We start from the raw sequence: 23061 nt of genomic DNA on the forward strand, positions 1-23061 counted from the left end.
GATGCAGGTCGCGTGTTTTCATCCTGCCGGGCCGATTCTCGGCGACCAGCGTCGCACGCTTTTAATACCTCCACCGGGGCGAAAACTGCAGGAGAAAGTACTGTAAACAGCTCGTTTTTGGCCAAAGCAGGGTCGCAACTGCCTTTAATTTGCGCCCGTTTTCGCGCCCGTTTTGCTCAAAGCGTGCGCTTAGAAGCGTGCGATGCAGGTCGCGTGTTTTCATCCTGCCGGGCCGATTCTCGGCGACCAGCGTCGCACGCTTTTAATACCTCCACCGGAACGTTTTCGAGGTGGTATTTGAGGCGTTTTCGAGGCAGCGCTCGCGGCCAGGTCGGGTGCCCCCGGATGCACACCATGGTGTGCAAAGCCGAAAAACCCTGGCGCCGGTGACCACATACCTGCCACAATGAGGCGCATGGATACGGGGGACTGGAAAACACGGTTGCGCTCAGAGTTCGTTGACGTTCGGAGCTGCGTGAATGTGAGTAGAGAGGTGCGGGAGCGCTTGGACTCTGGCGAGTTAGTGAGGTTGTCGTCGGGGGTGGCGGTGCCGGCGTCGATAATTGAGGAGGTCCCGCAGTACCAGCGTGACTGGGCGCGGAGCTTCGCTGTCGGTGCGGTTGCGCAGACTGCGGTGGTGACGGGGCGGGCGGCGGCGCACCTGCTGGGGATGTGGACGGTCAATCAGCCGATGCCGCAGGTCTCGATGTTGACGCACAACCCGCCGCCGAAGCCGACTCGGCAGCCGGATGTACGCTACGTGCGGTCGCGATTTCGGCCGGATGAGGTGGTGCAAGGCCAGCATCTGAGCACAACAACTCCGTACCGGACCTTTTTGGAGATTGCCCGCGAGGCAGGGTTCAAGCACGCACTCGTAGCCGCGGACTGGCTGCTCTATTCGCGCACGCTCATCGCGCCACAGCTGCAGTATTTAATGCGCACGACTCCCCAGTTTCATGGGATTGGGGCAGCTCGGAAGGCTGTTCAGTATGCGGTGCTCGGTCCGGAGTCTGCGCCGGAGTCCTATACCAGAGCAGTGCTATTAGACGCGGGCTTCAGGAACGTGTTGTCCAACGTATGGATAGACTCGACGCGCTACCGTGTAGACCTTCTCGTGGAAAACGCACTGATCATCGAAATCGATGGGAACATGAAGTACATTGGCCCCGACGTGGATACGGCAGATGTGCTGCTGAAGGAGAAACGCCGCGCTGATACCTTGCGCAATCTCGGCTACGAGTTGGTCCGCTTTTCGCCCACTGATGTCGAAGGCAACCCCGCCTCTTTCTTATCGACGGTCCACTCCGCCCTGAACCGCGCCCGCCGGTAGCTCGCGTCCGTTTCGTTCCACGTTTCGCTCTGGTTTTCGCCACGTGTTTCGCGCCCGTTTTGCGCCGCTTTCGCAACCTGTTTCGCGCCGCTTTCGCGCTCAAATTGCGCCCGTTTTCCCGCTCATTTTGCTAAAAGCGTGCGCTTAGAAGCGTGCGATGCAGGTCGCGTGTTTTCACCCTGCCGGGCCGATTTTCAGCGACCAGCGTCGCACTCCTTTAACACCTCCACCGGAGTGAAAGCGGCACGAGAGTCACGCGAATTCAGATGGCAGCACGCCATTTCCGCACCGTCGTAGACACCCAGCAGCGCTACAACTTGCCTCCAGCGCACCCCAAATTGCTAAAAGCGTGCGCTTAGAAGCGTGCGATGCAGGTCGCGCTTTTTCACCCTGCCGGGCTGATTTTCAGCGACCAGCGTCGCTCACTCCTTTAACACCTCCACCGGAGCTAAAACGAAACGAAAACGGCCCGAGCTAAAACAGCGACAACACCGTACTGCCAACCGCGCAGGGTAGACTTCTGCACCATGAGCGAAAACTTCCCGGAGTTCCCAGATCTGTCCAACGCACCAGCAGACGCAAACGCGAGCACTCCCGACTACGCCGGCTTCACGCAGACCCCGGAGGGGTTTCGGTCGGGCTTTGTGAGTTTTGTGGGCAGGCCGAATACGGGCAAGTCGACGCTGATGAATGCGTTGGTGGGCGAGAAGATCGCGATTATGGCGGATCAGCCGGAGACGACGCGTCGGCCGATTCGTGGGGTGGTGAATCGGGAGGATGCGCAGGTGATTGTGGTGGATACGCCGGGGGTGCACCGGCCGCGGACGTTGTTGGGGCAGCGGCTGAATGAGATCGTGAAGGATACGTACCAGGATGTGGACGTGATTGGGTTTACGGTGCCTGCGGATGAGAAGTTGGGGCCGGGGGATCGCTACATTTTGGAGGAGATTCGGGCGGCGAAGCCGAAGACGCCGATCGTGGGCATCGTGACGAAGTTGGATAAGGTGCCGAAGGACGTGGTGGGGGAGCGTCTGTTGGAGATGCACGAGTATCTGGGGCAGGACGTGGAGTTGGTGCCGGTGTCTGCGAAGGACCGGGTGCAGCTGGACGTGCTGATGGATGTGTTGGTGAGCAAGCTTCCGGAGGGCCCGCGGTTTTATCCGGTTGATCAGGTGACGGATGAGGGCGTTGAGGCGCGGATTGAGGAGTTGATCCGTGAGGAGGCGCTGAGTGGGCTGCGTGAGGAGTTGCCGCACTCGGTGGCGGTGCAGATTGATGAGATGCATCCGGATCCGGAGCGTCCGGATCGGATGATGATTTACGCGGTGATGTTTTTGGAGCGCCCGGGCCAGAAGCGGATTATTGAGGGGCCTGGTGGGCGTCGTTTGAGCGGGATTGTGCACCGTTCGCGGAAGCAGATTATGGAGCTTGTGGGTCAGAACGTGTACCTGGATGTGCGTTTGAAGGTGTTGAAGAATTGGCAGGAGGACCCGAAGGCGTTGGGGCGTCTTGGCTTCTAGGAGAGGTCGCGGCGCGGGGAGGCCGTCGTGGCGTGATCGTGCGTTTGTGGTGCGCACGTACGATTTCGGGGAGGCGGATCGCGTTGTTGTGTTGTTGACGCGCGATCATGGCTTGGTGCGGGGTGTGGCGAAGGGGGTGCGCAAGGCGCGGTCGCGGTTCGGGTCGCGCTTGCAGCCGTTCGTCGAGGTGGATGTGCAGGTTTATCCGGGCAGAGGCTTATCGACGATCACTAGCGCCGATACCGTCGCGTTTTATGGTCACGCGATCATTGATGACTTCGATAGGTACGCGGCGGGTTGCGCGATGTTGGAGGCTGCGGAGAAGCTGTCCTTTGACCAGGAGGATCCGGAGTTATTTGCGCTGCTGCAGGAGGGCTTTGAGCGTCTGCAGTCGCCGACGCACCCGAGCTTGGTGCTGGACGCGTTTTTGTTGAAGGCGGCGGCGCACGCGGGCTGGAAGATGAGCCTGTTTAACTGCGCGAACTGTCAGGCGCCGGGGCCGCATAAGGCGTTTCACGCGGCGGCTGGCGGCGCGGTGTGCACGCTGTGCAGGCCGCCGGGGGCGATGGATGTGGACCCGGAGGTGCTGCATTCGATGTGGCTGTTGGAGCATGACCATGTGTGTTCGGAGGAGTTCGCGGAGCAGGTGCACCGGGCGACGTCTGCTCACCTGCAGTTTTATTTGGGGGCGGGGTTAACAAGTTTGCGAGTGATGAAGCAGGCATAATGTTTCCCATGAGCAGACCGCAGATTTCCCCGGAGTTTATTCCTCGTCATATCGCGTTGGTGATGGACGGTAACGGCAGGTGGGCGCAGGAGCGCGGCATGAAGCGCACCGAGGGCCACAAGCGTGGTGAGGCGGTGCTGCTGGACTGCGTGGATGCCTGCATTGAGATGGGGTCGGTGGAGTGGCTGTCGGCGTACGCGTTCTCGACGGAGAACTGGCGCCGCGCGGCCTCGGAGGTGCGGTTCATCATGGGCTTTTCGCGCGATGTGTTGCACCGCCAGCGCGAGGAGCTGCACGAGAAGAACGTGCGCATCGTGTGGGCGGGGCGCCGCCCGCGGCTGTGGCGCTCGGTGCTTCGCGAGCTCGAGGCCGCCGAGGAGCTCACGCAGGACAACACGGGTCTGACGCTCGCGATGTGCATTAATTACGGTGGTCGCGCCGAGATTATCGACGGCGCCCGCCAGCTGGCCAAGGACGCCCGGGACGGCAAGATTGCGCCTGGGGATATTACGGAGAAGACGTTCGCGAAGTATATGTATCGCCCGGATATGCCGGACGTGGACCTGTTTTTGCGGCCGAGTGGGGAGAAGCGGACGTCGAACTTTTTGCTGTGGCAGTCGGCGTACGCGGAAATGGTCTACCAGGACAAGCTCTTCCCGGACTTCACCAAGGACGACATGTTCGACGCCGTCTACGAGTATGCGAAGCGGGACAGGAGGTTCGGAGGGGCCGTCGATAAGTTTGATTAGGCCTGGCAGGCGCTGCAGATGCCGTAGATTTCGGCCTCGTGGGCGACGAGCGTGAAGCCGTGCTCTTTGGCGGTGGCCTCAGCCCAGGACTCGACGGGGCCACCTTCGATCTCCTCGCTGGTGCCGCACTTGACGCACACGAGGTGATGGTGGTGGTGCTCGGTGAGGCAGTGCCGGTAGAGGGTTTCGCCCTCTGGGCTTTGGATGACGTCGACGGCGCCGATTTCCGCGAGCCCCTGCAATGTGCGGTAGACGGTGGTGAGCCCGACTTGCTCGTTGCGGTCGACCAGCGCTGCGTGGATGTCTTTGGCGGGGCTGAACTTGTCAATGTCTTTCAGCGCGTCCACGACGGCCTGGCGCTGGCGGGTCATGCGCGGGCCGAGTTTCCTGACGGGGTTATTCGAGCTTGGCATAGTGCGTCCCAGAGTAGCGGACGGCGCCAAAGTGGTGGGGCAGATGCTAAGTGTCTGGGGGATTGGCTACACTAAGCGGGTAGTTTTTGCATCACCCATATATGAGGAGTGTTCATGTCAGCCAGCAAGATCGATACCGTTGTTAACCTTTGCAAGCGCCGTGGCCTTGTGTACCCGGCCGGTGAAATTTACGGCGGTACGCGTTCTGCATGGGACTACGGTCCGCTCGGTGTCGAGCTGAAGGAAAACATTAAGCGCCAGTGGTGGAAGCACATGGTGCAGTCCAGGAAGGACACGGTCGGCGTGGATACGTCGATTATTCTGCCGCGTCAGGTGTGGGAGGCTTCGGGCCACGTGGAGGTGTTCACGGACCCGCTGGTGGAGTCGCTGTACACCAACAAGCGCTACCGTGCTGACCACCTGCTGGAGGCCTACGAGGAGAAGCACGGCCACCCACCAGTAAACGGTTTGGCTGACATCAAGGACCCGGAGACGGGCCAGCCGGGCAACTGGACTGAGCCGCGTGAGTTCTCGGGTCTGATGAAGACGTACCTCGGCCCGGTCGACGACAAGGAGGGCCTGCACTACATGCGCCCGGAGACGGCGCAGGGCATCTTCGTGAACTTTAAGAATGTGATGACGTCCGCGCGTCTGAAGCCGCCGTTCGGCATCGCCAACATTGGTAAGTCCTTCCGCAACGAGATCACGCCGGGCAACTTCATTTTCCGTACCCGCGAGTTTGAGCAGATGGAGATGGAGTTCTTCGTCAAGCCGGGTGAGGACGAAGAATGGCACCAGTACTGGATTGATAACCGCCTGCAGTGGTACATCGACCTGGGCGTTAACCCGGATAATCTGCGCTTGTACGAGCACCCGAAGGAGAAGCTGTCGCACTACTCGAAGCGCACTGTCGACATCGAGTACGCCTACAACTTCACCGGCTCCAAGTGGGGCGAGCTCGAGGGCATCGCGAACCGCACGGACTACGACCTGCGCACGCACTCCGAGAAGTCCGGCGAGGACCTGTCCTACTTCGACCAGGCAGCAAACGAGCGCTGGACGCCGTACTGCATCGAGCCAGCCGCTGGCCTTGGCCGTGCGATGATGGCCTTCCTTGTCGACGCCTACCATGAGGAAGAAGCCCCGAACGCCAAGGGTGGCACGGATACCCGCGTGGTGCTGAAGCTGGATCGCCGCCTGGCGCCGGTGAAGGTTGCTGTGCTGCCGCTGTCCAAGAAGTCCGAGCTTGCCGAGCCCGCTGAGGAGCTCGCCGCGAAGCTGCGCCAGCACTGGAACGTCGACTTCGATACCTCCGGCGCGATCGGCCGCCGCTACCGCCGCCAGGACGAGACCGGTACGCCGTTCTGCGTGACCTTCGACTTCGACTCGCTTGAGGATGGCGCCGTGACCGTCCGCGAGCGTGACACGATGGAGCAGGAGCGCGTCAAGATCGACGAGCTCGAGGCATACCTGGCTACCCGCCTGATCGGCTGCTAGGGGGCACTCGCCATGCATTACGTAAGCTGGGACCGCACGCAGCGCGACGCCCCGAAGCTGTTGGCTGAGGCCGGCCCGGAGGTACTCGGCGAGTTCACGCACGAGTCCGCAACGGTGGGCGGGCAGCAGTGGGACCTGCTGGTCGCCCCTGAGTCCGGCGCGGTGGCGAAGTGTAACGGTGAGACAGTGGTGGAAGCCACCGCTTCCTTGGCACGCGCGAAGGAGATCCCTGTGCACATCGGGGAGCGCTCCTACGTGCTGGTCAACGAGTGGGGCAAGAACTGGGTGGTCAACGACGCCGCCGGCGAGAAGGTCGCGCAGTTCACCCAGGACCACAACGGGGTGCGTAAGGCGATCCTCGAGTTTGAGGGCGAGACCACCCTGCCTGCCACTGATGTGGCGGGGTTGGCGTGGGTGAGCCGCGAGGTCCTGGAGGCGAAGAAGCTCGGGATTTCGAACGCGCTGATCGGCACGCTGTTGCTGTTCTCGGGAATCATCGTGCTGGTGATGTTCCTCTAATGACCACGGTGTGGTGGCGCGGTGCGGCGCTCGAAGGAACCGATGCGGCGGTGGCAACCGTGGAGGGCGCCACGATCACCGCGGACGGCCACCGCATCACCATGGTGTCGACGTCCCCTGCGTCGCTGCGCGCAGTCGACGAGCGCGGCCAGCGCTACCTGCTGCGCAAGACCAGCCTGACCGTGGCGCGCTACACCGCCGAATGCGGCGGCAGGCCTTACACGGTGCGCAGGACCCGGGGGCGCCGCCGCGCCATTATCGACGCGCGCGGCACCACCGTCGCAACAACAAACGGCCACCTCAACGGTGAGTTAGAGGTGACCGTTCTGGGGGACTGCGCCTCCGAGGCGCTCGTGGGGGATCTGCTGTTTATAACGTGGGCGCTCACGTACGTGGATACGCCCACGCGCAGGCTGCGCTACTAGGGCAGTCCGCGCGGTTAGAAGGTGCCGCCGCGGGTGGTCATCCCGCCGCCACCGCCGCCACCGGAGAAGCCGCCGCCTCCACCGAATCCTCCGCCCCCGAAGCCGCCCCCGCGGTTGCCGCCGCTGGACAGGATCGATCCCCACAGCACGGCCTGCGCCATGGAGTTCGCGGTATCGCGGGCCTGGGCGCGGCGGTACTGGTCCAGGTCGTCCTTTGCAGCCTGGATCGCGCGACGCGCGGTGGTGGTCGCCTGGCGGGCGTACTCGATTGCCTCGCGGGTGTTGCTGGTGCGACGCTGCTGGGCTTCCGCGTACTCGCGCTGCGCCTGGGCCAGCAGGGTGCGCGGCTGCGAGCTGATAATCCTGCCGCGGGAACGAATCATGTCCTCGGCGGATTGGATCTGGGTGGTGGCCACCTGCATCTGCTGGTCGAACATGGTCAGCGCCCGCGACTGGTCGTGGGCGGCGCCCTCGGCGCGTTCGATTTCTGCGTCGAGCTGGGCGTCCACGTCGCTCAAGTCGGCGTACAGGCTCAGTGGGTCGGTGGTGTTGCGGTCGCCGATGTTGGCGATGGCCTCGCGGGCGGTCGCGGTGACGCGGTCGAGGGCGGTCACGTCAATGTCGGCACCCTGTTCGCGTGCCCCCTTGAGCTGCGCGATCTGCTCGATCTCGTCGCGGATTTCCTGGATGAGCGAGGACAGGTTCTCCTTCGCCGTGCGGATGTTCGCGTCGGCGTGTTCGATGGCGGACAAGTTATGGTCGGAAAGCTCGACGGCGCGGGTGGCGGCGGAGAGGACGTCGAGAAGCGGGCCCTGCTCACCGGCCGGGCGTGTGGCGAGCCCGCGGGCCTTGTCCAACTGCGCCTCGGCCTCGTCGAGGGACTCGGCGGCGAGCTCAACGTTGCCGTCGATGGAGTGCAGCATCTGGGCAGGGTACTGCTCCCGCAGCGCCGCCACCTGCTGCTTCGCCGGCTCCAGCCGCGAGCGCAGATCCACGGTGCGCTGCATCACCTTCTCGATCTCCTCCGGCGCGCGCATCAGCACACCGCGCATCGAGTTGAACTCCTCCGTCTTCGCGCGCAGCGACGCCTCAGCCGTGCGGGCGGACGTAATGATGTCGATGAGCATGGCGCGGCGCTCCGGCTCGGTCTCCGGGATGGCGTCGTGCAGCGCCTGCTGGGTGCGAAACGCGCGCTGCAGGGCGGTGGTCGCCGAGTTCATCGCGGCGGTAAACGGGCGCACGCGGTCTGCGCCGAACTCAGAGGTAGCCAGGCGCAGCTCCTCCTGGCCCTGCTGCACGGACTCGTCGGCAGCGACGAGCGCCTCCTGCGCCACCGCGTCCAGGGTGGAGGTAGGCAGGCGGTTCAGCGAATCAGCATCGCCGGGTGCAAGCTCGCGTGCCGACGCCACCTGCGCCTCCCGGTGCTGCTTATTCTTACGGCGCGACACAGCCCAGTACCCGCCACCAGCAACCGCGGCGAGCCCGGCACCGCCAGCAATCAGGCCGGTTGCCTCGCCGCCGCCTGAGCCCGAGCCAGTACCGCCCGAGCCCGCACCCGAGCTGCCGGCCGCCTCAACCGCGGCGAGCGCCGCGCCGGCCCAATCGCTTTGCACCAACTTCGCGTACGCCGCCTGGTCAATCGCGTCCGCCTCCGCGGACGACCACTGCTCGCCAGTAGTCACGCTGTAGGCGCGCTCATTCGGCGAAATCGCGATGACGGCCGTATTCGGCCCGTTGGCCCGCACCGCCTGCTCCGTCCACTCCGACGGCGGCGTGCCCGCAAAAGAATCGAGGAACACCACCCGCACCGAGCGGCCCTTCTGCGCGCTGACCTGCGCGATAGCGTCCTCAACCTGGGAGATCTCCCCAGGAGTCAGGACGCCAGCCTCGTCGGTGACCGGCGACGTCAACAAGCTGGGCTGTAGCGCCTGCACAGAAATAGACGGCGCTGCAGCCTGCGCCACCGGGGCGACGGCCAACAACGCGCCCCCAACGAACAGCGGGGCAGCGGCCAAGAGACGGTAGTTGCGCTTAGTCATGCCAATGAGGGTAGTCGCTCACACAGAAACGTGCCGGAACCGTTTACGCTCAGTAGGCGTGTACACCTACAACGCCGCAGACCTCGAACGCCGCGCCCCCGAAGCCCCCAAAGGGGCCCAAACCGCGCCCCACGCAGACACCCGCGACGCCTTCGCCCGCGACCGCGCCCGCGTTCTCCACTCCGCAGCGCTACGACGTCTCGCCGACAAAACCCAAGTCGTCGGCCCCCGCGACGGCGACACACCACGCACACGCCTGACGCACTCGCTGGAAGTCGCGCAGATCGCGCGCGGCATCGGCACCGGACTCGGCCTCCACCCCGACCTATGCGAAATGGCCGGCCTCACCCACGACATCGGCCACCCGCCCTACGGCCACAACGGCGAAAACGCCCTCAACGAAGTCGCCCCCTGCGGCTTCGAAGGCAACGCACAAACACTGCGCATCCTCGCGCGCCTCGAACCAAAAATAATTATCGACGCCACCACCTACGGCCTCAACCTCACCCGCGCCAGCCTCGACGCCGCCACCAAATATCCGTGGACCCGCACCAACCCCGACGGTTCCACCAACCGTAAATACTCCGCCTACGACGAAGACGCCGACATACTCGCCTGGGCACGCGCCGGGCACACCGATTCGCGCCCACCCATGGAAGCGCAGGTGATGGACTTCTCCGACGACATCGCCTACTCCGTCCACGACGTCGAAGACGGCATCGTCTCCTCTCGCGTGTCCCTCCAAGTACTTTGGGACTTCGTCGAGCTCGCAGCCCTCGCCGAGAAAGGTGCCGCCGCGTTCGGCGGCACCGCCGACTCCCTCATCGACGCCGCCGACCGCCTCCGCGCCCTGCCCGCCATCGCCGCAGCCGCCGACTTCGACTTCACCCTCCAGTCCTGGACCCAACTCAAAGCGCTGACCTCACAGCTGGTGGGCCGTTACGTCGGTGGGGTCACGCAGGCAACGCTCACCGACGAAGCAAACCGAGTACTGGGCAGGCAGCACGGCAACCTCGTCGTCCCGCCCGACGTGGAGGCAGAGGTCCGTCTCCTCAAAACGGTGGCCGTGCTCTACGTGATGGACGAGCCCGCGCACCTCGCTCGCCAGGACCGGCAACGCGACCGCATCTTCCACGTCCACGAGTACCTGCGCGCCGGCGCGCCGGGCACCCTGGACACGATGTTCCAGCAGTGGTTCGAGGCCGCCGAGACAGATCTGGAGCGCGAGCGCGTCATCGTGGACCAGATCGCTTCGATGACGGAGTCGCGCCTCGAGCGCACCGCGAAGAAGGCCGCCGCATTCGACGGCTTCTACTAGAGGTATGCCTCGCGAGATTATTCGGGAAATCGTGAACAAAATTGTAGTTTTTGTGACTCAGAACACAAGCAAATCTGTTCACAAAATCCCGACTCCGCTCGAGACAACACCTTCTACCTCTACGCGGAGAGGAATCCGGCGATCTGCTCGAGCGCATCCCGCGTGCCAATTTCGCCCGGAAGCCACGGAAGCTCAAGGATCGGCACTGGCAGGTCCAGCAGCTCCAGCGCTCGCGCTTCCACCTCGCGCCGTCCCGCCAAAAATGAACCGGCCTCATCTGGCGTGCGACGGTTCACCACGGCCCCGCCGACGTGCACACCGTGGGAGGTGAGCTCCTCGTAGAACTCCATCGACTCCATGACCGGCAGGCGTTCGGCGGTCAGCACGATGTGGAAGACGCACTGGGCGGGATCGGTGAGGACGGCGCGCAGGCGCTCGAACTTGCGGCGGCGCTTCAGCAGCGTGGAGCGGATCTGCTGGTTGCGGCGGTCGACGGGGGAGCCGCTGTCTCCGGAAGTGCCGCCCATCCCGCGGACGAGCTCGCTGAACTTGTCTGACTTGTCGCGCCGGGCCAAGAGGCCGTCGGTGTAGGCGGCCATGACCTCGGGGAGTGCCATGAGGCGGGAGGTGTGGCCGGAGGGGGCGGTGTCGAAGATAATGTGGTCGTAGTCGCCGCGCTCTGCGACAAGGTCCGCGATGCGCTCGAGGAGTGCGGCCTCGTGCATGCCGGGGGAGTGCCGTGACATCGCCAGGTGGCGGTCCACTTCGCGGTGGAGGCGTTCGGGCATCATGGCGCGCATCGATTCGCCTACCGCGCGCAGGTGCTGTGAAGTGATGGTTGCCGGGTCGAGCTCGATGGCGTGGAGGTTCGGTTCGAGGGCGGTGGGGGCGTCGTCAAGCGTGGTGCCCCAAATGTGCCCGAGGTTGTGTGCGGGGTCCGTCGAGACCAACAGGACGCGGCCGCCGCGCGCGGCGAGGCGTACGGCCGTGGCGGCGGAGATCGTCGTTTTACCGACGCCCCCTTTGCCACCGAAGAACATGACTGGGGCGTCTAGCAACATGAGATCCCATCGAGTGGTGAGCGTTCCATGCCCATGCGGGTGTGCCAGGCGTGGAAGTCGTCGTAAAGCAGGGGGAGGAGTTCGAGTGTGTAGTAGCTGGCGGGGTTCGGGATGCCGAGCATTTCGGAGGCGACGAGTAGGGTGAACAGGTCGTCCTCCTCGCGTGCGGCGCGGGCGAATTCGCGGCGGTAGGGCGCCTGGTAGAACTCGCTGAGGCCCGCGCCGAGCGCGGCCAGCTTACTGCGCAGGCTCATGGACTGGCGTGTCCTCCCAGTCGACGGCTGGCTCGCGGCGCGCCTTGCTGATCGCGGTGATCGCCTCAACGATGACCCAGATCGCGCAGATAATAATGACGACGTCGATAGCGAGCAGCAGCCAGTTGCCTGCCTCGAAGAGGGTGCGCAGCTGCAGCACCGCCGCCCACAGTGACATGAGCGTGACGAACGCCAGCGGGATCAGCAGTGGCAGCGTTGGGCGACGCAGCCTGGTCAGGATGACCACCAGGACTGCCAGGGTCAGCCCGGCCATCAGCTGGTTCGTGGTGCCGAACAGCGGCCAGATGATCATGCCGCCGGACCCGTCGAGGCCCGTCGAGAACGTCAATCCCAGTGCGGCACCTACCGCGATGATCGTGGCTGCCAGGCCGGAGAGCTTCACTCCCATAATCTGGCCGATCTCGCCGACGACCATGCGCTGCAGACGCACACCAGAGTCCATCGTGGTCGCAGCGAAGAGGACAGCCATGGTGGCCAGAATCGTGGCCGACAGGGACGTCGGGATGCCCAGGCCCTGGTTCATCAACGCACCGCCGCCTTCGACGAAGGCGTTGACGCCACCGGCGTTCCACTCGTTGTACACGTTCTCCCAATCCGCGATCGTCTTGTAGCCGCCCGTCGTCGCCACAATCGTGCCGAGGGCCAGCAGGCCCTCACCAACCGCACCGAAGTACCCGACGAAGCGCGCGTCCGTCTCCTTATCCAACTGCTTCGCCGACGTACCCGAAGCAACAATGCCGTGGAAGCCAGACACCGCACCACACGCAATCGTCACGAAGAGCAGCGGGAAGATACTCGGCGTGCCCTCCGGCACCGCCTCATTAATCGACGGCGCCACAATCTCCGGACGCACAATAAAGAACGAAGCGTACAGAATAATCAGACCAACAAACAGCTGCAGACCATTGATGTAATCACGCGGCTGCAAAAGCACCCACACCGGCAGCATCGACGCAATGAACGCGTACACGAACAGCAAAATGATCCAGATACCGCGGTCCGGAATGCCCATCACCGTCTCCGGCAGCGCGAGCGGCACGCGGTCACCAATCACCATCAGCGCGTACAGCGCCACAACACCAACCACCGACACCAGCGGCAGATTCCACTTCAGGCGGTAAATCGCCTGCCCAATCAGCACCGCGACCAGGATCGCGCCCCACGTCGGAATCACCGCCGACGGCGTCGCGATCAGCAGGTTCGAAATCACCACCGCGAACGCAGTATTCACCATCAGCAGCAGCAGGAAAATCACCACGAGGAAGAGATTGCGCCCACGCGCGCCGATGTAGCGCCCCGACAACGTGCCAATCGACTGGCCCCTATGCCTTTGCGACGCCCACAACGCCCCCAAGTCGTGCATCCCCGCAAAGAACACCGTTCCCAAGGTCACCCACAGGAATGCGGGCAGCCAACCCCAGATAACCGCGACCGCCGGGCCGATAATCGGCGCGGCACCCGCCACGGAAGTGAAGTGGTGGCCCCACAGCACGTACTTGTTGGTGGGCACGTAGTCCACACCGTCTTCCATAGTGTGCGCCGGGGTCTCATAGCTCTCAGAGAGTTTATAGACCCGCTGGCCCAGGAACTTTGAATAGAGCAGGTACCCAGTGAGCAGCATCGCCAGCCCGATGAGTACGAGGAAGAGCGAGTTCATGCGGTCGCCTTTCTTTCAGTGTCTTGAGTCACAACTGCGGAAAGTATGCCACACCTCACAGCTCATTTCCGGCGTTTTCTGAACCCTCCCGGAGGTTCTCCTCGGCGACGGCTCGCGTGGGGTGGGGATATGCCTCGCGAGACTGTTCGGAAAATCGTGAATAGAATTGCGCATTTTGTGACTCCAACCACACGCAATTTTGTTCACAAATTCCCGACTCCGCTCGAGAGCACACATGCCACCCCCAAAATCACCATGCGGGAAGAAGGCCTTCGGGCCGATCATCGTCGGGGAATCTGCTAATCCGTGCGATGTAGGCTTCAATGCTTGCGTCGCGTGGGGAGCTGTCAACATATTGCAGTGGTTCTCGCGGGCCCCGGCAGATGTCGCAATGCGGGCGGCCGCGGTAGGTGGCGCGCACGGTGTCGGCGATGAGGTTGATCGTGCCGCGGAGGTCTCGGTGGAGTGCTTCCACGGGGACGTGCAATGTGCGGACCCAGCTGGTTTCGGTGGGGGCGCAGTGGTCGTCGAAAAGTGGGGCGTCGGTGAGCGTGAGGGCGAAGTGGGTGCCGTACATGACGCGGTGCGGTTGGGTGTGCCAGTAGTGCGCGGGGAGTGCGGGGTGGGAGAGGAGGGCGGTGGCGAGGTAGCTGAGCTCGGGCGCGATTGGGTGGTGGGTGGCGCGCTCCCAGCAGAGTTGGAGGGTGTTGCGGTCGCGTTGGCGGGGCAGGGCCCAGATGGCTGCGGTGATGGTGTCCTCGTGGCCGCCGACGTGTTTGAGGTGGTTGAGGACGGGGTAGAGCTGTGCGCGTGGCTCCCATTTGAAGATGCCCGCGATGGTTTCGGCCAGGGGTGCGACGCGGATTTCGGCGATGGTGTCGGTGGTGTGGAGGATTTGGCGTCGATAGTGGAGGCCGGGGCGCCATTTGCTGCGGGTGATGGAGGTGCCGTTGGGCAGTGCGACTTCGGTGAGTTCGGGCTGTTGGCCGAGGTGCGGCACGGGGAGGCGGTGGAGGCGCGCGGCGGTGCGCCCAACGATGGCGGCTTTGCGGTTTTCGCGGCCGTGGATGAGGGCTCGTGCGATGCGGCGGGTGTCGGGGTCTAGCGTGCCCCACCACTGCTTTTCGACGGCCCCATACCTCCCAATCTGCACCATAGTCCCGCTCGCGACGGCTCGTTTGAGCCGCTGAGCTTGTACTGTGCGTCCCCGAAGGCTGTGAATGTGTGCGCGCAGCGCTGCAAATTCCCCCATGCGTTGGCAGTGTAGCAATTTTGTTCACAAATTCCCGAGTGCGCTCGAGACGCCACCTTCCCCCCAGTTGGTTACCTCGGCTGCACCTCGCAGAAGGTGTCGTAGTGGTTGTCGGTGTAGTACCACTCGTCGACGACGCCGTCGGCACCGCCACCGGTGACGATGCGCCGCAGCCCGCGGTGGTGCACACCCGGGGTGTCCACGGTGTATTCGCGGTAGTAGCCGAGTGGCACCTCGGGGAGGGTGCGCTCGTAATTGCCAAAGCGCGAGTCGTCCTCCGGGTGTGGGTAGGGTCCGCCGGATTCGATGAGGTTGATGGTGTCCCAGGCCTCTGCGGGGAGGTTCGGGCAGGAGGTGGGGTCTCCCGACGCGGCGCCCTCGTCATTGTTGGGCAGGAACGTGTTGATCAGGAGCGCCGCGGCGACAATGACGGCACCGACGGCGGTGTTCTTCGGTTTTCGGCTCACGCTGAGTCATTGTGGCACAGGCTCCGCAGAACAGTTAGGAACTGCCTTGCAGAAGTCGTAGTGGGAGCTGTGTATTTGTTGTAGGCTGCTTTCAACAATTGAAAAGACTTTGGCTTTGCGCTGGTTGCGGAGCTATTCGCTGTAAAGGGGAACTCATGAGAAGAAATGTGAGGGGCTGGCGTCGCGCGACCGTTGCGGCGGGTGTGTCGTTGGCATTGGGGGCGGGCTCGATGACCGCTCCGGTTCAGGCTGCGCCAAGTGAGCCTGAGTTTGGTTCGAGTGTGGAGGATCCGTATGCGGCAGGTGTGCAGCTGCCGAAGATGCAGCCGTTGCGGATTGGGAATGTCGTCTTGCCTGGGGAGCTGGTCGGTGTCGCTTCGGTGCTTGGGTTGTTGGCGATCATCGCGACGATTGCGGCAACGGTGACGAAGGCCCAGGGCGGGCAGGACGGATCCTCGGGTGGCGATGGAAGCTCGCGGTTGGGGCTGAAGCCGGATGAGTACCGGGCGGATAACGGGGCCGTCTATAAGGTGAATCCGCAGGCCCGGAACTTTTCGACGCAGCAAGCCACCGAACTGTTCCCGGGAGGCGCCGGGCAGATCGGTTCGACTCTCGAACTGAGCAAGGAGGCATTCGAGCAGTTGCACCTTCGCGAGGGTGACGTGCTTTCGATCCCTCCGAGCGCGAAGTTCCCGGGTGCGGCGATGGCGAAGATCGTCAAGGTTGAAGAGGGAGCAAACGCCGTCACGGTGGAGACGAAGCCAGCGATCTTGGATGACATCATTGAGTACACGAAGGGTGATGTGAAGTTCCAGGGTCGCCTGTTTACTGCCGAGCCGATGACGATCATTGACCCGGTGACCGGCGCGCAGATCAACGCGATGCCAGCTGCGGATGCTGAAAAGGAAGCAAAGCTTGAGCTTGAAGCCAACCTCAAAGATCTTGCGGAATCGAAGGGGTTGGTGGAGAAGGATTCGTTGCTGAAGGCGGATCTCACTGGTGGTATCGGTTTAAACACGGAGTTGGGCGTCAATAAGGAAGCTATTGAGAAAGAAGCAGATAAGAGCTTTGAACTCAAAACGAAGATCACGACCGAGCTGAAGCTGGAAACTGGGGCAAAACTTGATGTAGGAGAGGAATTAGGAGAGGCAGTAGAGGGATATCTTCAGAAGAGAATCTCAGCTAGTAGGCCGTGGGCGTTTCCAGTGGGGCCCGTGTTGGTCTACATGGAGACGGTTATTGAGCCAACGTTTGAGCTTGAGCTGTCTGCCGAGGGAGGTAGGAGCTTTTTCTTGGAAGCCTCTAAAGAGAACGTCATCGGGTTCAAGTTTGACGCAGACAATCGGAGTTTGAAACAGATCTCTCGTGAGGTTTCTCCTTGGCAGCTCAATCCAGAGTTTAGTGAAGAGGCCGGTACGTTGACTGCACGGATTGAGCCCGGTGCCCAGGTTGCTGCTGTCATGTGGAAGACATTCAAGGGCGCACTTGGCGCAAGTTTGGAAGGACAGGCCGAGCAAAAGAACGACACATGCACTGCGTCGTTGACCCTGAACGCGCCGAAGGGCGAGATCACTGTGGAATCGCCACTCGGTGGATTGCTCGGTGGATGGGCGGAAATGGAATTCTTAAGTCTGAAACTGACTAATGAATTGTTGAAGGGGGAGTGGGATCTTGGGTGTACCAAGGACCCAAGCAAGAGTAATGCCCAAGATCAGGATCAAAACAAGGAAGAATCCCATCACAAGGGAGATGTCTCGGCCGATCTAAAGCGCAAGATGCTGAACATGACGATCCCGGCGGTGTGCGGGCATTATGGTGGACGCCTTATTAACGGGCGCCTGGAGGAGTCTGCTGTCCGGTATAAGTATGGGTTTGTAGACATTAATACCCGCATCGGGGAATCGTTCGACGAGCCATTGGGCGTTAATGCGAAGTGGATCAACGTCGACGGGAAGGATCGTATTCTGCTGGTAACGCAGTGCTACGCAGGAGGCACTGCTTGGCCACAAAGCCTCTTCCTGCTGGATGAGAATCTCAATTTCGTAGCAACAGGAACAAACGATACTGGACTCAGTATCGAACCTCGGCGGCCTCTAGCGCGTAGGCCGTTCTATGTCTTCGAAACTAATGGGGATACAGTTAGTTTGAAATACAGAGCCTTGGATGAAGGCGATAGCGCAGCGACGCCGTCGCTGATCATCGAGGGCACGTACCGTGTTGACGGCCAGCGGCTTGTGCCGGTCGGCACGCCGCGTGTGGAGAAATTGTTCTAGGAGCGGTACGCACATCCTGAATGTCGGAGCCGGGGGTTAGGATGTGCGTATGGCTAGGGGCAGAATTCCGGATAGTGACATTGAGGCTATTCGTGAGCGGGCGGCGATCGAGGACATCGTTGGCGAGTATGTGCAGCTGAAACCGGCTGGCTATGACTCGCTGAAGGGCTTGAGCCCGTTTAAGGATGAGAAGACGCCGTCTTTCCACGTGCGTCCGGCGCGTGGTTACTACCACTGCTTTTCTACGGGCAAGGGCGGGGACGTCTTTTCGTTCCTGATGGAGATGGAGCAGATGTCCTTCCCGGAGGCGGTGGAGGCGGTTGCTCAGGAGATCGGCTACCACATCAATTACCAGGGCGGGACAACTGGTGGGCGTGATGTCAAGCCGGGGACTCGCGCGCGCCTGTTGGCGGTGAATAAGGCGGCGCACGAGTTTTACCGTGAGCAGTTGGAGACCCCGGAGGCGGAGGTCGGTAGGAATTTCTTGCTGGAGCGCGGGTTTTCGAAGGAGCTGATTTATCACTTCGAGTGCGGGTACGCCCCGGATGGTTGGGATACGTTGACGAAGCACTTGCTTCGCAAGGGTTTCGACGCCCAAGAGCTCCAGGATGCTGGGATTTCGAGTATGGGGCGTCGTGGGCCGATTGATAAGTTTCGGCGCCGCCTGATTTGGCCGATTAAGGACGTGGCCGGCAACGTGATCGGGTTCGGGGCTCGCAAGCTGTTTGATGATGACCCGATGGGCAAGTACATGAATACCGCGGACACGATGTTGTACCACAAGTCGAAGGTGCTCTTTGGGCTGGATTTGGCCAAGAAGCACATTGCTACGGATCACCAGACGGTGGTGGTGGAGGGCTACACGGATGTGATGGCGATGCACGCCGCGGGGGTGAAGACGGCGGTGGCGTCGTGTGGTACGGCGTTCGGGAAGGACCACATGGCGGTGATCCGCCGCCTCATGCTGGATGACAACTACTTCCGCGGCGAGCTGATTTACACCTTCGACGGCGACGAGGCCGGCCAGAAGGCGGCGATGCGCGCGTTCCAGGGGGATCAGCAGTTTTCGGGGCAGTCGTTTGTGGCGGTCGCCCCCGACGGCCTGGACCCTTGTGACCTGCGCCTTGAGCGTGGGGATTCCGCGTTGCGGGACTTGGTGGCGTCGAGAATCCCGATTTTTGAGTTCGTGATTGAGTCCCTGCTGAAGGACTACTCGCTGGACACGGCGGAGGGGCGCTTGCAGGCGTTGCGACGCACCGTTCCCGTCGTCGCCGGGATCAGCGACAAGGTGCTGCAGACGGAGTACGCACGCAGGCTCGCCGGCTGGGTGGGCTGGCCGAACCCGGACGAGGTGCTCCAGCAGGTCCGCGAGGAGGCGCGTCGGCCGAAGAAGCAGCAGCGCACCTGGCAGAAACCACAGCGCAACCAGCAGCAGGCCGCGCCGGGCCAGCTGCCCGCGTTGGTGCCGCCGAACCCACAGGATCCGCTGTTGTGGCCGCAGCGCGAGGCGCTCAAGATCGCGTTGCAGTACCCGGAGAAGGCCGGCAGTTACTTTGAGGGCATTTCGCCGGAGGCGTTTACGAACCCGGCGTATCGGCAGGTGCGTGACGCGATTGAGAAGGCTGGTGGAGTGACCGGCGCGCATGTGGGACCGCAGTTTTTGGCGAAGGTGGCGCAGGAGATGCTGGACCTGGTGGGCCGCAACTTCGTGTCCGAGTTGGCGGTGGAGCCGATGCACCCGGACGACATTGACCGTTACGTGGATTCGGTGCTTTCACGCCTGCAGGAGACCCGCGTGGGGGATCAGATTGCGCTATTGAAGGCGCAGCTGCAGCGCATGCGCCCCTCTGACGACGAGGCAGCCTACAACGCGCTGTTCTCCGACTTGGTGGCGTTGGAGCAGGCGCGCCGCGAGCTCAACGACCGCGCCCTGCGCGGCGGGGCGTACGGGCCGCAAAGCTAGTTGCCCTTGGCTTTGGCCTCCTGCCACAGGCGGTCTTGGGTTTCGGCGTCGATGGTGCCGGTGCTGCCGTCGAAAAGGTAGGGGGAGCGCGCCTTCATCTTGTCGACGAACCCCTGCGCCACCTCCGCGAACCCGAACGCGCCGCGCTCTGCCGCGATTTCGGCGTGGAAAAGGACTTGCAACAGGACGTCGGAAAGTTCTTTGCGCAAGGCTTCGTCGCCCTCGTTGTCGGTGATGGCGGCGGCGAGCTCCTCGGTTTCCTCGTGGAGGTAGGGCAGCAGCGTTTCGTGCGTCATGGAGCGCTCCCACTGCCCGCGGGTGCGCGCCGCGTGCATGACGGATACTGCCTGGTGGACGGGGTCCTCGAGCGAGGGTACCCGCTCGACGTGCTCACCCTTCGCAATGCGCTCCCGCACGAGCTCGTCGTCCTCGTTCGTGGTGAGGAGCCAGGGGGAGGGGCCGTCGGTGGCGTCGGCAAGGTCCCACCGCACGGAGACGGGGACTTCCATGGTGAACTCCACCGGGCCACGGATACGTTGCGCTACGGAAACGGGCAGCATGTCGGGCCAGCGAGGGTCAAGCACGAGGATGGTCATAGTGTGTAACAATAGTCCGCATGACAAACCAGATTGCAGAAGCCATCAAGGCCGTTTCCCCAACCGCGGAAGCCGTCGCGCAAGAAACCGTCAGCTTTTCCCCGATCCGCTGGAAGACCGGCTGGCCACACAACCTGCGCCGCGTCCCACCCTTCCGCGACGACGCCACCGCGACCCTGACCCGCCGCGAAGTCTTCGCCTTCGCGCAGGACGTCGTGGATTCCGAGTTCGCCCGCGACCAGATCATCGACTTTTTGGGCGCGTCCTTCGCATTCCAGGGCGGCAAGAACGCGCAGGCGCAGCTGAAGCTGCAGCAGTTCCTGCGCAACAAGGGCAAGGCGAACGCGCTGCTGCAGGCGCTGCGCAAGGTCGGCTCCGGGGAGCTCACACCAGTCCAGCAATACGAAGCTGTCGTGGCCACGGGCCTGCCCGCGAAGTTCGCGTCCGGCCTGATCTATTTCCTGGCAGGTCCACAGGAAGCCGCCGACGAGAAGCCGCTCATCATCTGCTCCAACCGCGCGAAGGGCGCCGGCCTGGACGTAACCAGCGACTGGTCCGCCGACGAATACGGCACCTACCTGGCAGCCATCAAGGCCGGGCGCGATGAGCACGCCCCCGAGCTGCCACTCGACGCGGTAGAATTCGCGTTACGTGAGCACGCCCGCCAAGGATAGGAGACCATCATGAAGGCGCGTACAACGGTTCTTGCTGGACTTACACTGAGCTGCGTGGCGCTAGCCGGGTGTTCGACAGGGAAGTCGACGGACCTGGGCTTCGCAGCCGCCGCGCAGGAGGGCGCACCGTTTACGGTGTCGCAGGTTGTCGGCGAGCAGGCCGAGCGCGCCTACCTCTTCTGCCCGTACACGGACAAGGCGCAGGCTGAGGCCCTGGGGTTTGATCCCGACGATGTCTACAGCATCAACAACAACTCGCAGCGCTGGGAGACCTGGAGTGGCATAGGCGTCATCTTCAGCGATGATCGCACACCCGCCATCGAGTGGTTCGACCCCTCAATTATCGACGCCTGCCCCGGCGCCACCACCGGCGATCCCGTCGATGTGAACGCCCCGATTACCCCCACCGTCCAGCCCGTCGAGTTCGCGGGCGACGAAGGCCCCACCGACGTGATCAAGTTGGTAGTGGAGTAGGGCTTCTTTGGGGATTGCACGCTAGCGGGGGTGCGCACCACATTCCCTCACAGGTTTCGCCCGAACTGGGCTTTTGCCGCGCTCGCCGGTCGGAATCGTGGAATGTGGTGCGCGTGCTGCTTGGACTGACACCACATTCCCTCCCGTGCTTTGCGCGACCTGGGGAAACGCAAAAGTCGGCGAAGAAAAACGGGAATTTGGTGCGCAAGCAACGGGGCGAGCGCCTAATACCTAGCGTGCCAGGAGCTGGCCCAGGTCCAGGTTGGAGGACAGCTGCTGCAGCTGTGGCGGGATGTTGGTCTGGGAGCTGCCGAGGAGCTTCGCCCAGTCCTGTACCGGGTCCGGCTTCACGATGCCGCACTCCAGCGCACGGTCCGCAACCGCCTGGACGGTGCCGCCGGACATGACGCGAAGGGCGATGGAGTCGCCGATCTTGCCGTTGAGGTTGTTGACCAGCTGCTGACGGGTGGTGTCCTTGCCTGCGACGCCGGTGCCGTTGAGGGTGACGCGCAGGGTGCTGCAGTTCATAGTTTTGACGTTGCCGTTGACCAGCTGCAGGAGCGAGGTGGCGTCCTGTGCCTGTGCTGCTGGTGCTGCGAGGCCTGCCAGGCCGGTCAGGGCTGCGGCGCCGATGGCTGCGATGCGGGTGGAAATGCGCATAGGGTGCTCACTTTCAGGTTGTAAATAGGTGTTTGAAAACAGAACGGATTACACCATACCTGTTGCTGGTGTGACGCAAGTGAAAATTGGGGATTACGGGGGTAGTGTAGGATCTTCTGCCATGACGTTTTCTGGCCGTCCCGGCAGGCGTGCGCGCGGGTGTGGGTGTGTGGCGCTGCTTGTCGTTGTCGGCGCGGTGGTGATGGTTGTTGCGTTGGTGGCCTTCCTGCTCAGTGCGCTTGGCGGCCCCGAGCAGTTCGTGCAGCGCCAACCCATCCCGGAAGACATACCCCCGGCTGCGGCCACGCCACCACCTGCTATCGACGTCCACGCGCCCGGCCGAACCGCCAACGAACTCCATGCCTGGGCCACCCCTATCGCGGAGGAGATCGGGGTCGACCCGCAGGCAGTGCGTGCCTACGGCAACGCCGCCTTGATCGCGGCGGAGGCCTGGCCTGCCTGCAATCTGCAGTGGAATACGCTCGCTGGCATCGGATGGGTGGAGACCCGCCACGGCACCTATACGGGTAAGAAGTTCGACGCTGGTCGCCTCGACGAGAACGGGGTGGCGCAGCCGCCGATCATCGGCCCGGCGCTCGACGGCACGGGCAACTTCGCACTCATTTCGGACACGGACGGCGGCGCCCTCGATAGTGATACCGAGTTCGACCGCGCGGTGGGGCCGATGCAGTTCATCCCCGGCTCGTGGGCGATCTATGGCCGCGACGCCGACGGCGATGGGGTAGCAAACCCGCAGCAAATTGACGACGCCGCCCTGAGTGCCGCGAACCTCCTCTGTGCGAACGGGCGTGACCTGTCCACGCCGGAGGGGTGGTCGGACGCGGTGCTGACGTATAACCGCTCGCGCGAGTATCTTGACAACGTTCGCGATGCCGCCGCGAACTACGCGCTCACCCAGAGGGCCTCCCGGTAACTCGACGCGAAACGTCGACAAAAGCCACAAAAGTGGGCGAAACCGGGCATGGGCAAAAAGTTTGACCAAGATCACATTTCAAATGGTGTGACCTTAAATGGCGTGGTTGGGGGCCTATCGTTACACGGAAATGCAGGCAAAGCGCGAGTGTGACGAACGCCAACAAGCATTTTTTGCTGCGATCTGGAACAATCGGTAACGGAAATTTGGTTTGGCCAATCTCAAGGAGATGAACTGT

22 protein-coding genes are annotated in these 23061 nt (G+C 62.9%); 13 read left to right on the forward strand and 9 right to left on the reverse strand.

What is annotated here, in order from left to right:
- Positions 1-415 precede the first annotated feature (415 nt).
- The 4 genes from KBX14_RS07830 to KBX14_RS07845 all read left to right on the forward strand — a co-directional run bounded on the left by KBX14_RS07830 (position 416) and on the right by KBX14_RS07845 (position 4326).
- Positions 416-1330: an endonuclease domain-containing protein gene (locus KBX14_RS07830; protein ID WP_256042237.1), complete on the forward strand. Its 915-nt coding sequence runs from the start codon at positions 416-418 to the stop codon at positions 1328-1330.
- A 527-nt stretch (positions 1331-1857) separates the two neighbouring features.
- Positions 1858-2850 (forward strand): GTPase Era, encoded by a 993-nt coding sequence (era, locus tag KBX14_RS07835; RefSeq protein WP_256005352.1) that lies wholly within the window; start codon positions 1858-1860, stop codon positions 2848-2850.
- Positions 2840-3577: a DNA repair protein RecO gene (gene recO, locus KBX14_RS07840; protein WP_256042238.1), complete on the forward strand. Its 738-nt coding sequence runs from the start codon at positions 2840-2842 to the stop codon at positions 3575-3577. Before era ends, recO begins: the two co-directional genes overlap by 11 nt.
- 8 nt (positions 3578-3585) lie before the next feature.
- Entirely contained in the window at positions 3586-4326 is a 741-nt protein-coding gene (locus KBX14_RS07845; RefSeq protein WP_240492792.1) for an isoprenyl transferase, read from the forward strand.
- Here the strand turns inward: KBX14_RS07845 and KBX14_RS07850 are convergent.
- Positions 4323-4739, reverse strand: a complete 417-nt coding sequence (locus KBX14_RS07850; protein ID WP_256042239.1) for a Fur family transcriptional regulator — start codon at positions 4737-4739, stop codon at positions 4323-4325. The two genes, KBX14_RS07845 and KBX14_RS07850, sit on opposite strands and share 4 nt — an antisense overlap.
- Positions 4740-4853: 114 nt before the next feature.
- On the opposite strand from KBX14_RS07850, the gene KBX14_RS07855 reads away from it, so the two are divergent.
- From KBX14_RS07855 to KBX14_RS07865, 3 genes are read left to right on the forward strand one after another with little or no spacing between them, the layout of a single operon-like run.
- Positions 4854-6236, forward strand: a complete 1383-nt coding sequence (locus tag KBX14_RS07855) for a glycine--tRNA ligase (protein WP_256005347.1) — start codon at positions 4854-4856, stop codon at positions 6234-6236.
- Positions 6237-6248: 12 nt separating this feature from the next.
- Positions 6249-6755, forward strand: a complete 507-nt coding sequence (locus KBX14_RS07860; protein ID WP_070362095.1) for a hypothetical protein — start codon at positions 6249-6251, stop codon at positions 6753-6755.
- Positions 6755-7180 (forward strand): hypothetical protein, encoded by a 426-nt coding sequence (locus tag KBX14_RS07865; RefSeq protein ID WP_256042240.1) that lies wholly within the window; start codon positions 6755-6757, stop codon positions 7178-7180. The genes KBX14_RS07860 and KBX14_RS07865 overlap by 1 nt, the downstream gene beginning before the upstream one ends.
- 14 nt (positions 7181-7194) lie before the next feature.
- On the opposite strand, the gene KBX14_RS07870 is transcribed toward KBX14_RS07865, so the two are convergent.
- Complete coding sequence (locus tag KBX14_RS07870) at positions 7195-9219, reverse strand: YgcG family protein (protein ID WP_256042241.1); 2025 nt, start codon at positions 9217-9219, stop codon at positions 7195-7197.
- A 4-nt stretch (positions 9220-9223) separates the two neighbouring features.
- On the opposite strand from KBX14_RS07870, the gene KBX14_RS07875 reads away from it, so the two are divergent.
- Entirely contained in the window at positions 9224-10537 is a 1314-nt protein-coding gene (locus KBX14_RS07875; RefSeq protein WP_256042282.1) for a deoxyguanosinetriphosphate triphosphohydrolase, read from the forward strand.
- Positions 10538-10656: 119 nt separating this feature from the next.
- On the opposite strand, the gene KBX14_RS07880 is transcribed toward KBX14_RS07875, so the two are convergent.
- The 5 genes from KBX14_RS07880 to KBX14_RS07900 form a co-directional block, all read right to left on the reverse strand.
- On the reverse strand, positions 10657-11598 hold the full coding sequence (locus KBX14_RS07880; protein ID WP_256042242.1) for an ArsA family ATPase: 942 nt from the start codon (positions 11596-11598) through the stop codon (positions 10657-10659).
- Positions 11589-11852, reverse strand: a complete 264-nt coding sequence (locus KBX14_RS07885) for a cory-CC-star protein (RefSeq protein WP_256042243.1) — start codon at positions 11850-11852, stop codon at positions 11589-11591. Before KBX14_RS07885 ends, KBX14_RS07880 begins: the two co-directional genes overlap by 10 nt.
- Positions 11836-13530 (reverse strand): carbon starvation protein A, encoded by a 1695-nt coding sequence (locus tag KBX14_RS07890; protein ID WP_256042244.1) that lies wholly within the window; start codon positions 13528-13530, stop codon positions 11836-11838. Before KBX14_RS07890 ends, KBX14_RS07885 begins: the two co-directional genes overlap by 17 nt.
- 250 nt (positions 13531-13780) lie before the next feature.
- On the reverse strand, positions 13781-14782 hold the full coding sequence (locus KBX14_RS07895) for a hypothetical protein (protein ID WP_256042245.1): 1002 nt from the start codon (positions 14780-14782) through the stop codon (positions 13781-13783).
- A 71-nt stretch (positions 14783-14853) separates the two neighbouring features.
- Complete coding sequence (locus KBX14_RS07900; protein WP_256042246.1) at positions 14854-15249, reverse strand: ribonuclease domain-containing protein; 396 nt, start codon at positions 15247-15249, stop codon at positions 14854-14856.
- Between the two features lie 155 nt (positions 15250-15404).
- Between KBX14_RS07900 and KBX14_RS07905 the strand changes: the two genes are divergently transcribed.
- Positions 15405-17522 carry an LppP/LprE family lipoprotein gene (locus KBX14_RS07905; RefSeq protein ID WP_256042247.1) on the forward strand — a complete coding sequence of 706 codons (2118 nt, stop codon included), beginning with the start codon at positions 15405-15407 and terminating at the stop codon, positions 17520-17522.
- A gap of 49 nt (positions 17523-17571) precedes the next feature.
- The gene (gene dnaG / locus KBX14_RS07910; protein WP_256042248.1) at positions 17572-19485 is read left to right on the forward strand and encodes a DNA primase; all 1914 of its coding nucleotides are present in this window, start codon (positions 17572-17574) and stop codon (positions 19483-19485) included.
- On the opposite strand, the gene KBX14_RS07915 is transcribed toward dnaG, so the two are convergent.
- Positions 19482-20081, reverse strand: a complete 600-nt coding sequence (locus tag KBX14_RS07915) for a MazG nucleotide pyrophosphohydrolase domain-containing protein (RefSeq protein ID WP_256042249.1) — start codon at positions 20079-20081, stop codon at positions 19482-19484. The two genes, dnaG and KBX14_RS07915, sit on opposite strands and share 4 nt — an antisense overlap.
- A 20-nt stretch (positions 20082-20101) precedes the next feature.
- Here KBX14_RS07915 and KBX14_RS07920 point away from each other — a divergent pair, with 20 nt between their 5' ends.
- Positions 20102-20755: a hypothetical protein gene (locus tag KBX14_RS07920; protein ID WP_256042250.1), complete on the forward strand. Its 654-nt coding sequence runs from the start codon at positions 20102-20104 to the stop codon at positions 20753-20755.
- 9 nt (positions 20756-20764) lie between these two features.
- Entirely contained in the window at positions 20765-21229 is a 465-nt protein-coding gene (locus tag KBX14_RS07925) for a hypothetical protein (RefSeq protein WP_256042251.1), read from the forward strand.
- A 231-nt stretch (positions 21230-21460) separates the two neighbouring features.
- Here the strand turns inward: KBX14_RS07925 and KBX14_RS07930 are convergent, their stop codons facing one another.
- Complete coding sequence (locus KBX14_RS07930) at positions 21461-21889, reverse strand: hypothetical protein (protein WP_256042252.1); 429 nt, start codon at positions 21887-21889, stop codon at positions 21461-21463.
- A 121-nt stretch (positions 21890-22010) separates the two neighbouring features.
- Between KBX14_RS07930 and KBX14_RS07935 the strand changes: the two genes are divergently transcribed.
- Positions 22011-22823, forward strand: coding sequence for a lytic transglycosylase domain-containing protein (locus KBX14_RS07935; RefSeq protein ID WP_256042253.1), 813 nt, complete (start codon positions 22011-22013; stop codon positions 22821-22823).
- The last annotated feature ends 238 nt before the right edge of the window (positions 22824-23061 follow it).

Origin of the sequence: Corynebacterium sp. CCUG 61414 (assembly GCF_024453945.1) — a bacterium.
Taxonomy (GTDB): domain Bacteria; phylum Actinomycetota; class Actinomycetes; order Mycobacteriales; family Mycobacteriaceae; genus Corynebacterium; species Corynebacterium pseudogenitalium.

Coding starts and splice junctions, on each gene's coding strand:
- KBX14_RS07830 (WP_256042237.1), top strand. CDS start 416: ATGGATACGGGGGACTGGAAAACACGGTTGCGCTCAGAGTTCGTTGAC.
- era (WP_256005352.1), top strand. CDS start 1,858: ATGAGCGAAAACTTCCCGGAGTTCCCAGATCTGTCCAACGCACCAGCA.
- KBX14_RS07845 (WP_240492792.1), top strand. CDS start 3,586: ATGAGCAGACCGCAGATTTCCCCGGAGTTTATTCCTCGTCATATCGCG.
- KBX14_RS07850 (WP_256042239.1), bottom strand. CDS start 4,739: ATGCCAAGCTCGAATAACCCCGTCAGGAAACTCGGCCCGCGCATGACC.
- KBX14_RS07855 (WP_256005347.1), top strand. CDS start 4,854: ATGTCAGCCAGCAAGATCGATACCGTTGTTAACCTTTGCAAGCGCCGT.
- KBX14_RS07860 (WP_070362095.1), top strand. CDS start 6,249: ATGCATTACGTAAGCTGGGACCGCACGCAGCGCGACGCCCCGAAGCTG.
- KBX14_RS07865 (WP_256042240.1), top strand. CDS start 6,755: ATGACCACGGTGTGGTGGCGCGGTGCGGCGCTCGAAGGAACCGATGCG.
- KBX14_RS07870 (WP_256042241.1), bottom strand. CDS start 9,219: ATGACTAAGCGCAACTACCGTCTCTTGGCCGCTGCCCCGCTGTTCGTT.
- KBX14_RS07875 (WP_256042282.1), top strand. CDS start 9,224: ATGAGGGTAGTCGCTCACACAGAAACGTGCCGGAACCGTTTACGCTCA.
- KBX14_RS07880 (WP_256042242.1), bottom strand. CDS start 11,598: ATGTTGCTAGACGCCCCAGTCATGTTCTTCGGTGGCAAAGGGGGCGTC.
- KBX14_RS07885 (WP_256042243.1), bottom strand. CDS start 11,852: ATGAGCCTGCGCAGTAAGCTGGCCGCGCTCGGCGCGGGCCTCAGCGAG.
- KBX14_RS07890 (WP_256042244.1), bottom strand. CDS start 13,530: ATGAACTCGCTCTTCCTCGTACTCATCGGGCTGGCGATGCTGCTCACT.
- KBX14_RS07895 (WP_256042245.1), bottom strand. CDS start 14,782: ATGGGGGAATTTGCAGCGCTGCGCGCACACATTCACAGCCTTCGGGGA.
- KBX14_RS07905 (WP_256042247.1), top strand. CDS start 15,405: ATGAGAAGAAATGTGAGGGGCTGGCGTCGCGCGACCGTTGCGGCGGGT.
- dnaG (WP_256042248.1), top strand. CDS start 17,572: ATGGCTAGGGGCAGAATTCCGGATAGTGACATTGAGGCTATTCGTGAG.
- KBX14_RS07915 (WP_256042249.1), bottom strand. CDS start 20,081: ATGACCATCCTCGTGCTTGACCCTCGCTGGCCCGACATGCTGCCCGTT.
- KBX14_RS07920 (WP_256042250.1), top strand. CDS start 20,102: ATGACAAACCAGATTGCAGAAGCCATCAAGGCCGTTTCCCCAACCGCG.
- KBX14_RS07925 (WP_256042251.1), top strand. CDS start 20,765: ATGAAGGCGCGTACAACGGTTCTTGCTGGACTTACACTGAGCTGCGTG.
- KBX14_RS07930 (WP_256042252.1), bottom strand. CDS start 21,889: ATGCGCATTTCCACCCGCATCGCAGCCATCGGCGCCGCAGCCCTGACC.
- KBX14_RS07935 (WP_256042253.1), top strand. CDS start 22,011: ATGACGTTTTCTGGCCGTCCCGGCAGGCGTGCGCGCGGGTGTGGGTGT.